The 10,557-nt window shown below is 73.3% G+C and carries 7 protein-coding genes and 1 pseudogene; 5 read left to right on the top strand and 3 right to left on the bottom strand.

The annotated features are described in order from the left end of the window. Positions 1-36: 36 nt before the first annotated feature. From ABL57_RS18945 to ABL57_RS18935, 3 genes are all read left to right on the top strand, one after another. On the top strand, positions 37-1,200 hold the full coding sequence (locus ABL57_RS18945; protein WP_047805042.1) for an aromatic ring-hydroxylating dioxygenase subunit alpha: 1,164 nt from the start codon (positions 37-39) through the stop codon (positions 1,198-1,200). Then, complete coding sequence (locus ABL57_RS18940; protein ID WP_047805041.1) at positions 1,197-3,161, top strand: BCCT family transporter; 1,965 nt, start codon at positions 1,197-1,199, stop codon at positions 3,159-3,161. The genes ABL57_RS18945 and ABL57_RS18940 overlap by 4 nt, the downstream gene beginning before the upstream one ends. 125 nt (positions 3,162-3,286) lie before the next feature. Further along, a complete protein-coding gene (locus ABL57_RS18935) occupies positions 3,287-4,132 on the top strand; it encodes an IclR family transcriptional regulator (RefSeq protein ID WP_082157588.1) in 846 nt (281 codons plus the stop codon). A 353-nt stretch (positions 4,133-4,485) separates the two neighbouring features. Here the strand turns inward: ABL57_RS18935 and ABL57_RS18930 are convergent, their stop codons facing one another. Beyond that, positions 4,486-4,794, bottom strand: a complete 309-nt coding sequence (locus ABL57_RS18930) for an EthD family reductase (protein WP_238986134.1) — start codon at positions 4,792-4,794, stop codon at positions 4,486-4,488. Between the two features lie 813 nt (positions 4,795-5,607). Between ABL57_RS18930 and ABL57_RS18925 the strand changes: the two genes are divergently transcribed. After that, positions 5,608-6,282: an SDR family oxidoreductase gene (locus ABL57_RS18925; protein ID WP_047805040.1), complete on the top strand. Its 675-nt coding sequence runs from the start codon at positions 5,608-5,610 to the stop codon at positions 6,280-6,282. 337 nt (positions 6,283-6,619) lie between these two features. On the opposite strand, the pseudogene ABL57_RS18920 reads toward ABL57_RS18925, so the two are convergent. Together ABL57_RS18920 and ABL57_RS18915 are read right to left on the bottom strand one after the other, a co-directional pair. Then, positions 6,620-8,254: pseudogene (locus tag ABL57_RS18920) on the bottom strand (ATP-binding cassette domain-containing protein). 162 nt (positions 8,255-8,416) lie between these two features. Further along, the gene (locus ABL57_RS18915) at positions 8,417-9,703 is read right to left on the bottom strand and encodes an MFS transporter (protein ID WP_047805039.1); all 1,287 of its coding nucleotides are present in this window, start codon (positions 9,701-9,703) and stop codon (positions 8,417-8,419) included. Between the two features lie 71 nt (positions 9,704-9,774). On the opposite strand from ABL57_RS18915, the gene ABL57_RS18910 reads away from it, so the two are divergent. Continuing rightward, positions 9,775-10,557: ABC transporter ATP-binding protein (locus tag ABL57_RS18910; protein ID WP_238986133.1), on the top strand; the 783-nt coding region annotated here is incomplete at its 3' end.

Below are 10,557 nucleotides of genomic sequence, written 5' to 3'. Positions count from 1 at the left end.
CGCATTCCCCGCACCGTCTGAACCAAGGAGTTCGTGTTGTCGACCAACGTTGTCTCGGAGTCCCTGATCTCCACCCTGCCCGGTTCCACCTACGTGGACGAGGCCGTCTTCCGCGCCGAGCAGGAACGCATCTTCGAGCAGATGTGGTTCTGCGCCGTGCGCGCCGGTGACCTCGACAAGCCCGGGGCCTACCGCACCGTGCAGATCGGCCGGGAATCGATCATCATCACCCGCAACCGCAAGCACGGCATCCGCGCCTTCTACAACATCTGCCGCCACCGCGGCGTGAAACTGTGCATGGAGGAGACCGGCGAAGCCAACCGCTCCTTCCAGTGCCCCTACCACGCCTGGACCTACGACTTCGACGGCAAGCTCATCGCCGCCCCCAACCTCACCAAGATGCCCGACATCGACCGCCAGGAATACGGACTGGTCACCATCCCGGTGCGCGAGTACCTCGGCTACGTCTGGGTCTGCCTGGCCGAGAACCCCCCCTCCTTCGAGGACGACGTGATGGGCGACATCGAAGAACGCCTCGGCGACACCCAGGCCATCGAGGGCTACGACATCGCCAACCTCGCCCTGGGCCGACGCATCACCTACGACGTGAAGGCCAACTGGAAGCTCATCATCGAGAACTTCATGGAGTGCTACCACTGCGCCACCATCCACCCCGAACTCACCGAGGTCCTGCCCGAGTTCGCCGACGGACTCGCCGCCCAGTACTTCGTCGGCCACGGCGCCGAGTTCGGCGAGAACGTCGCCGGCTTCACCGTCGACGGCTCCGAAGGCCTCGACAAGCTCCCCGGGGTCGATGAGGACCACGACCGCCGCTACTACGCGATCACCATCAAACCCACCGTCTTCGTCAACCTCGTCCCCGACCACGTGATCATCCACCGCATGTTCCCCCTCGCCGCCGACCACACCATCGTCGAGTGCGACTGGCTCTACCTGCCCTCCGTGGTCGAGTCCGGCAAGGACGTCTCCGCCTCCGTGGAACTCTTCCACCGCGTCAACCAGCAGGACTTCGACGCCTGCGAACGCTGCCAACCCGCCATGAACTCCAAGATCTACGCCACCGGCGGCGTCCTCGTCCCCTCCGAACACCACATCGGCGCCTTCCACGACTGGATCACCGAAAAAATCGGCGACGTCGTCCCGGTTACCAACCCGCAGCGCCAGGAGAAGGTCCAATGAGCACCGACGACAATCGCACTGACCCGGTGTCCGCCGAGGATCCGGCGGCACAGCCCGCGACGGCACCCGTGGACGACACGACCCTGCTGCACGAGGCCGAGGCCGAGGAGGTCGCGATCCTCGACGAGCTGAAGGACGGTGTCGCCGAGCGGCGGAAGTCCTTCCGCGCCGGCCTGGAAGGGCTCGACCGGACGATCTTCGTGGTCACCGGAGCCCTCGTCGTCGCGTTCGTGCTGTGGGGCTTCCTCAACACGGAGAGCCTGTCCAACGCCTCGACGGTGGCGCTGGAATGGGTGCTGCACAGCACCGGATGGATCTTCGTGCTGCTGGCCTCCCTGTTCGTGGTCTTCGTCCTCTGGCTGGCGATCGGTCGCTTCGGCAACATCCCGCTGGGCCAGGACGGCGAGCGTCCCGAGTTCCGGACGGTCTCGTGGATCTCGATGATGTTCGCCTGCGGCATGGGCATCGGCCTGATGTTCTACGGCGTCGCCGAGCCGCTCTACCACTACATCTCCCCGCCGCCGGCCACGGCCGACGCGCAGACGGCCGAGGCGATCGAGGCCGCGATGGCCACGTCGCTGTTCCACTGGACGCTGCACCCGTGGGCGATGTACGCGGTGGTCGGCATCGCCATCGCCTACGGCACCTTCCGCCTGGGCCGCAAGAACCTGCTCTCCGAGGCCTTCGTCTCGATCTTCGGGCGCCGGGCCGTGGACGGCATCGGCGGGAAGATCATCAACATGCTCGCCATCTTCGCGACCGTCTTCGGGACCGCCGCGTCCCTTGGCCTGGGCGCCCTGCAGATCGGCAGCGGCCTGCAGTTCAACGGCGTCGTCGGCGAGGTGACCACCCCGATGCTGGTGGCCGTCATCGCGGTGCTGACGTTCTGCTTCGTGGCCTCGGCCGTCTCCGGCATCGCCCGGGGCATCCAGTTCCTCTCCAACACCAACATGGTGCTGGCCGTCATCATGGCGGTCATCATCTTCGTCGTGGGCCCCACCGTCTTCATCCTCAACCTCATTCCCTCGGCGATCGGCTCCTACGCGCAGATGCTGCCGGAGATGTCCGCCCGCACGGAGGCGGTGGGCGGCGAGGACATGCGCGCCTGGCTGTCGGGGTGGACCATCTTCTACTGGGCCTGGTGGGTGTCCTGGACTCCCTTCGTGGGCATGTTCGTCGCCCGGATCAGCCGAGGCAGGACCATCCGCCAGTTCGTGGTGGGGGTTCTCCTGGTGCCCTCGCTCGTGTCCCTGCTGTGGTTCGCCGTCTTCGGCGGCACGGCCATCGACATCCAGCGCCGGGCCGACGCCACGCCGGATCCCGCCGACGGCATCGCGACGGTCGTGGACGGGTCCCCGACCATCTCCTTCGACAGCGCGATCTACGACATGTTCACCGGGCTGGACCTGCCGCAGGCCGTCACCGTCGGACTTGCCGTACTGGCCATGGTGCTCACCGGGATCTTCTTCGTCACGGGCGCCGACTCGGCGTCCATCGTGACCGGCTCGCTCAGCTCCCGGGGCAGCCTGGAGCCCTCCCGCCCGGTCATCGTCTTCTGGGGCGTGCTCATGGGAGGCGTCGCCGCGGTGATGCTGCTGGCCGGCGGCGACGATCCCGCAGCCGCGTTGGGCGGCCTGCAGCGGATGACGATCGTCTCCGCCCTGCCGTTCGTGCTGGTGATGTTCCTGCTGTGCGTCGCCCTGGCCCGGGATCTGCGCCGGGATCCCATGTGGTTGCGCAAGCGCCTGTCCGAGTCCGTGATGAACCGTGCGGTGCGCCATGCCGTCGACGAGTACGGGCACCAGAAGTTCACCCTGGTCACCCGGGAGAGCACGGATCCGCACACGGCCCAGTTCCAGGCGGTGGACGCCACGGCCGCCGGTCAGCCGATCTACGCCCCGCAGAACGGGCAGAACGGGCACACCAGCCGGAGTCGGAAGAAGGAGAGCAACCCGTCCTGACCGAGCTGCCGGACCGGGGCACCGGACCGGCCCAGCACTTCCACGCACCACTCCGGCCGCCGAGACCGCTCGGCGGCCGGAGTCGTGCCCGGAGCACGAAATCCGCTATTGGCTACCATGGAGTCATGTCCTCCTCCGATCCCAGACCCCTGATCGCGTCCGATGCCTCGAAGGAGCAGACCACGACCGACGGCGTGACCCCCGGCGGAGTCCAGTCCGTCGACCGCGCCATCACGGTGCTCGAGGTCCTCGCCCGCACCGGCGGCTCGACGGTGACCGAGGTGGCCGCGGAGCTGGGCGTGCACAAGTCCACGGCGTCCCGGCTGCTCGGCGCGCTGGAGCTCCGGGGCCTGGTGCACCACCCGAGCGACGGCAGCCGGTACGAGCTCGGCTTCGGCATCCTGCGGCTGGCCCACGCGATCCCCGGCCGTCTGAGCGTGGTCGCCGAGGCACGCGACGAGATCCGCCGCCTCGCGAGAACCCACTCCGAGACGGTCAACCTGGCGGTCCTGCGCGAGGGGCAAGCCGTCAACGTGGACCAGGAGATCGGGCCGTCCTCGCTCGGGACCCACGACTGGATCGGCAGCCTCACCCCCCTGCACGCCACGTCCAGCGGCAAGGTGCTGCTGGCCGGCCTGCCGTCCGACGAGCGAGCCCGTATCCTCCGCGCCCAGGGAATGCCCACGCTCACCGCCCGCACGATCACGTCGCGGAAGCAGCTGGAGCGGCAGCTGATCGATGTGGCCGCACGGGGCTACGCCACCGTGTGCGAGGAGTTCGAGATCGGGCTGAACGCGGTCGCCGTGCCGGTGCGCGACCATCTCGGCTCGGTCATCGCCTCGATCAGCGTCTCGGGTCCGGCCTTCCGGTTCACCGAGGAGAAGATGGCCGAGCTCGTCGAGGACCTCAAGCAGGCGGGCGAACGGGTCAGCAGGCGTATGGGGTACGTCCCCGTCGACAACCCCGAGTAGGAGGGCCCGCATCGCGGAGGATCGTGACGATCTGGCCGCGTTGTCCTGCATCACGCGTGGTGAGCGGCCCGCCCGTGCTTCCCCGGACGTCGTCGACGCCCGGGCCGCCGGCGGGCCGGAACCCGTCCACGGCGAGGAGGCCATGGCGTGGCTGCGGCTGCGCGACGGGGCCGCGCCTCGCACCGCGGAACCGCTGCGGGGATCCCGTGCCGAGCGGATCGCCCGGCACCGGATCCCCGCTCCGTCCACGTGGTCGACGAGTTCCCCATGACCCTCACCGGGACGGTCCGCGAGGTGGGGACGCGGGAGGCCCCGGTGCGGATGCTGGATCCGGAGGGCCGGCCCGGCCGCCGTCAGCGGGCCGCGGCGGGACCGCTCACCGGGTAGTCGAGCACCACGGCCCCGCCCGTGGCGTAGTTGGCCACGTCCGCGCCGACGGCGGCGCCCTCCGGCGAGGCCAGGGCCTCGCCCATGGCCTCGGCGTCCGCGAAGTCGGCCTCGAACACCGCGAAGTACGGGGAGCCGCCGGTGGCGGCCTTGACGTCCACGCTGTAGCGCCAGTCCAGCAGCCCGGGCAGCTGCTGCACCAGGGGAAGGTGGGTGGACTCGTAGTAGCTCACGAACGCCGCCCGGTCCTCGGGCTCGGGGTAGAGAACGATCATCTTGTGCACGGGGAGGGCCTCTCGGGTCACGGGGTGGCTGCGGTGCCACCGCCTGACCAGTGACCCTAGGCCATCCCGGGCCGCGAGGGGTCGGTGCGCGCCGGTCGCCCGCCGGCTGCCGAGGGCGTTCCGGGGCCGCCGGTCGCCCGCCGGCTGCCCGCCGGCTGCCGAGGGCGTTCCGGAGCCGCCGGTCGCCTGCCGGTTGCCGAGGGCGTTCCGGGCCCCGCCGGTCTCGTCCCGGCCGCGTGGCCACCGGTCCCCCGCGCGTTTCCGGGGCTCAGGCGCGGAACGGGGCGACCATCGCCCGGACCTGCCGGTGCTCCTCCGTCGCGGCGTGCGCCTCGGCCGCCGCAAGGGGGGGGGGGGGGGTCGTGGGCGGAGTCGAGGACCACCGTGCGGTCGGTGATGCCGTTGGGCGCGTCCGCCCCGGTCTCGACCGGCCCCAAGCCGTGCATGACGAGCGGGGAGCATGACGGTGGGCGGCGGGACGTCGGCGTCGGTCAGCGAGGTCGTCAGCCGCACGTCGCCCTGCCAGCCGTCGGCGTCGTGCAGCCGGGACGCGTCGGTGAGGTCCATGGCGACGGAGCGCACCGCGGACGAGCTCGCCCGGCACGGCTCCGAGCACCGCGATCCACGCCGGCCGGGACACCGACGGCAACGGCCCGCGCGGCGGCGGCGTTTCCTCGTTGCCGGACGCACATCCGGCACGAGGGCGACGACGACGAGGGCAGGCTCTGGGCGGTGTCGGGGCGGATCGGTACGCTCGGGGTCACGGCCCCGGCCCGGGCCCCTCGAGTGGGCGGGAGAACGACCATGGACCTGAACGACGCACGGATCCTCGTGGTGGGCGCGACCGGCGTCCTGGGACAGCGGCTGTGCGAGCGGCTGGGCGAGCACACCGGCAATCTCGTGGTGACGGGCCGCTCGGCCGCGGACGCGGAGCAGCTGCGCGCCCGGCTGGGGGCACGCGCCGCGCACGCCCTGGACCTCGTGGACCACGACGAGGCCGCCGCGGTGGTGCGCACGGCGGCGGAGGAGCTCGGCGGGTTCGACGCCGTGGTGATCGCGACGGGCGTCGCCGCGTTCGGCCCCGCTACCGAGGAGGACGAGGCGGTCGTGGAGGAGCTGTTCGAGGTCAACGCCCTCGGTCCGATGGCCGTGATCCGCGCCGCGCTGCCGCACCTCGTGGACGGCGGCGCGGTGGCGGTGCTCACCGGGGTGGTCGCGGAGCTGCCACTGGCCGGGATGGGCGCCTACGCCGCGAGCAAGGCAGCCATGGCCTCGTGGCTGGGCTCCCTGCGGCGGGAGCTGCGGCCCCGCCGGATCGCCGTGGTGGACGCCCGCCTGCCCCACATGGACACCGGGCTCGTGGACCGGGCGCTGGCCGGGCTCCCGCCCGCGCTGCCTCCCGGCCACAACATCGACGACGTCATCGCAGCCCTGGAGCGCGGCCTCGAGCGCGGGGCCCGCGAGGTCCGGATCGACTGACCCACCCGGACCACCCGCCCCGTCACCCCTCCCCAGCACTTCCTCCCCATCACCTCCTGCTCATCGCCCAGTCCCCACCCCTCGGTCGTCCATGCCCCCGCCACCGCCGAGTCCCCATCACTCGGCCGTCCATGCCTTCCACCGCCGAGTCCCCCACCATCCCCAGGCCCCCACCGCCGAGTCCCCCACGTGGCGGCCCAGTCCCCCACCTCATGCCAATCCCCCCAGAACGATCGAGGGGAATTGGCGCCTCATGGGGGACTCGGCGCGTCGAGCCCACAGGGCTGGGGGACTCGGCGCATGAGGGTCCGGGACGGGAGGGGGCGGCGGCGCCAGGTCACAGGAGCAGGCGCGGCCAGTGCCTGGTGTCCCGCAGGAGCTGCCGGTCGTGGGTGGTCAGCACCACTGCGGCGGCCGTCGCCGCGAGCGCCTCGGTGAGCTCGTCCACCAGGGCCATCGAGAGGTGGTTCGTGGGCTCGTCCAGCAGCAGCAGGTGCGGCCGGGCGGCGAGCACCCGGGCGAGGTCCAGCCGCCGCCGCTGGCCGGCCGAGAGCTCGGCCGCCGGGCGCTGCCGGTCCCGGGCGTCGAGAAGCCCGAGCTCGGCGAGGGGCAGCACCTCGGCCTCGGCCAGCCGGCCGGCGAGCACGAGCCGGACCAGCTCCTGCTCGTACACCTCCTGGGCGGGCCGGGGATCGGGCCGCGGGCCCTCCTGGGCGAGCAGGCCGATGCGCAGCCCGGGGGCGGCCGCACGGGAGCCGGCGTCGGGAACCAGGCCGCCGGCGAGGACCTGCAGCAGGGTGGACTTGCCGGCCCCGTTGGGACCACGGACCACCAGCCGGTCCCCGGAGCCCAGCGCCACGTCCACGGGCCGGGGCAGCCGCCCCGCCACCGCGATGCCCTGCGCCCGCACCAGCTCGGCGCCGGGCAGGGCGGGCAGCTCGGGCACGGACAGCACCAGGGGTGGCTCGGGGACGTCCACCCGGTGCCGGTCGAGGTCCTCCTGCCGGCGGTGCACCGAGCGCACCAGGCCGGGGGCCCGGGTGGCGCGGGTGTGCTTGCCCGTGCCCTTCTCCGGCCGCCACCCGTCGACCAGCCGGGACCGGGCGCGGGCGAGGTCGTCGCTGAGTCGGGCGTGCTCGGCCAGCTGCTCCTGGTGCTCGCGCAGCCACCGGGACCGCTCGGCCGTGCGCCCCGCCCGCCAGCCGGCCAGTCCGCCGCCGTACCAGCGCGGGCGGCCGTCCCGGCTGGGGTCGAGGTCCAGGACGGTGTCCACCACCTGGCCCAGCAGCTTGCGGTCGTGGCTGACCAGGACCACGCCGCCGCGGAACTCGCGCAGCGCCGCGCCCAGGTGCGCCAGCCCCGCGGCGTCGAGGTGGTTGGTGGGCTCGTCGAGCAGCAGGAGGTCGTGGACGGTGCCCAGCAGGCAGGCCAGGCGCACGCGGTAGCGCTGGCCCACGGACAGGGTGGCGAGCACCCGGGAGCGGTCGGTCACCGCCCCCAGGGCCTGGAGGGCGAGGTCCACCCGCCGGTCGGCGTCCCAGGCGTCGAGGGCCTAGGCGTCCGTCAGGGCCCGGGCGTAGGCCTCGTCGGCGCCGGGGGCTCCGGCGGCCAGGGCGCGGGCCGCGTCCTGCACCTCGGCCACCGCGGCGTGCTCGGCGGCGAGCTCGGAATCGAGCAGGTCGCCCACGGTGGCCTCGGCGGGCACGGGCAGCTCCTGGTCCACCACCGCCAGCGTCCCGGTGCGGCGCACCGTGCCGGCGTCCGGGGCGAGGGCGCCGGAGAGCACGCCGAGCAGGGAGGTCTTGCCGCGGCCGTTCTCCCCCACCACCCCCAGCCGGGTGGTGGGGGTGACGGTGAGGTCGAGCCCGTCGAGCACGAGCCGGGGGCCGCGGCGCAGGCGGACGCCCGCGGCGACCAGCTGGGCCTGCTCGCCCGCGAGCAGGGGAGGACGGTGGGCGGGGGTCGTGGACATGCTTCCTCCGGGCTGCGGAGCCGCGCGGCCGGACGGGCCGGGCTCCTCGGGACGGGACGGGTGGGCAGGAAGGGGACCCGCCGCGGCACGTGCGGCGGCGGGTGCGCGGGACCCGTCAGCGGAAGAAGTGGTGATGCATGGTGGAGCCAGGATAGACCCGGATCAGTTCCGCGGCGAGGCCGCCGACCCGTCGCGGAGCACCCCGGCCGTCAGCGCCGCGACGAGGGCGAAGACCGGCACCACCACGAGGGCGGCCCGCAGCCCCACGGCGTCGGAGAGCATCCCGATGGCCGGGGACAGGCTCAGAAAGCTGATCCGCATCAGCCAGCTGACCAGCGCCAGGCCCGTCCCGGTGCGCAGTCCCGGGATGTCGTCGGCGGCGTGGAAGGCGGCGGGCACGAGGGTCGCACAGCCGAAGCCGGCCACCGCGAAGCCTGCCACCGCCACGGCCGGGACGGGGGCGAGCACCACCAGGAGCAGGCTGAGCGCGCTGAGGGCGGCGCCGGCCCGGGCCACGGCGACCCGGCCCCAGCGGTCGGTCAGGGGGTCCCCGAGCACCCGGCCCACGAACTGGGCAGCCATCAGCGCGACCAGGCCCAGCCCGGCGGTGGCCAGCGGGGCGCCCAGCTCGGCGTTGAGGTAGACCGCCGACCAGTTCATCCCCGCGTCCTCCACCATGACCCCCGCCATCGCGATCAGGGCCACGGGCAGGAGGCTGACGACGACGATGCGCCCGGCCGACCGGTGCCCGGCCCCGGCCCGCCGCCGCTCCGGCGCGGTGCCCGCCGGGTCCCCGGGCTCCGGCTCCGCAGGGTCGGCCACCGTGCGCAGGGCCGTGCCCTCGGCCGGGGTCAGCGCGGAGCGCAGCGCCACCAGGGCGACCACGCTCCACACGAGCCCGCTCACCGGGAGGTGCCACCCGAGCGGGACGCCGAGGGCGAGCGCCGCGGCGCCCATCAGCCCGCCGAGCACCGCGCCCAGGCTCCAGAGGGCGTGCAGGGAGTTGATGACCGAGCGGCCCCGGGCCCGCTGCACCTCCATCCCCTGGGCGTTCTGGGCGGTGTCCACGTGGGCGTCCAGCGCCCCGCCCAGGAACATGGCCGCGAGGAACACGACCACCCCGGCCTGCGTGCCGGCGCCCAGCCCGGCGCCGGCCCCGGCGGCGGCCAGGCACACGGCGAGCAGCACGGTGCCCAGCGCCGCGACGTGCCCGGAGCCGAAGCGGCGGATGGCCCGGGCCGGGAGAGCGCCCACCAGGATCGCCCCGAGCGGGAACGCCACCACGAGGAACCCGTACAGGGTGTTGGAGAGGCCGAACGCCTCCTTGACCTCCGGCAGGCGGGGCAGGAGGTTCGCGTAGAGGGCGCCGTTGGTGAGGAAGAAGGCGGACACCGCGATCCGGGCGCGCCGGACCCGTGCGGGGTCGAAGGTGGTGGTCTGCAGGGTCACGCCCTGAACTCTATGGGGTGCCCGCCCCGGTGCGGACGCCATCCGGCCGGAAAGCCTTCTACCGTGGACCCATGAGCACCCCACCCATCATCAGCGCCCGGGGGCTGAGCAAGAGCTTCCGCGGGCCCGGCGGCCGGATCGTCGACGCGGTGCGCGACCTGACCATGGACGTGGCGCCCGGAACGCTGACCGCGTTCCTCGGGCCCAACGGTGCGGGCAAGTCCACGTCCCTGCGCATGCTCACCACGCTGCTGCGGCCCACCGGCGGCACCGCCACCGTGTGCGGGTTCGACATCGCCCGGCAGCCGGCCGAGGTGCGCGCGCGCATCGGCTACATCGGGCAGAAGAACGGGGCCGGGCAGTACCAGCGGGTGGGCGACGAGCTGCTCAGCCAGGGCGCGCTCTACGGGCTGGGCCGGGCGGAGACGCGGCGCCGCGCGGACGAGCTCGTGGAGGCGCTGGGCCTCGGGGAGCTCGTGCGCCGGCCCACGATGAAGCTCTCCGGCGGCCAGCGCCGGCGCGTGGACATCGCCCTGGGCCTGATCCCCGGCCCCCAGCTGCTCTTCCTCGACGAGCCCACGACCGGGCTGGACCCGCAGTCCCGGGCGAACCTGTGGGAGCACATCCTCGAGCTGCGCCGGCGCTACGGGTCGACCCTGTTCCTCACGACACACTACCTGGACGAGGCGGACCAGTTCGCCGAGCGGGTCATGGTCGTGGACCGGGGCCGGATCATCGCCGACGACACCGCGTCCCGGCTCAAGAGCGACCTCGCCGGCGACCGGATCACCCTGACCGTGGACGCCGCCCCGGACGCGGCGGCGGCGGCGGTCCGGGCCGCGGCCCGCGCCGCC

Origin of the sequence: Kocuria sp. SM24M-10 (genome assembly GCF_001027955.1) — a bacterium.
Lineage (GTDB): Bacteria > Actinomycetota > Actinomycetes > Actinomycetales > Micrococcaceae > Kocuria > Kocuria oceani.
Note: the sequence above shows the minus strand (reverse complement) of the source record. Positions and strands in the feature narration are given on the sequence as shown.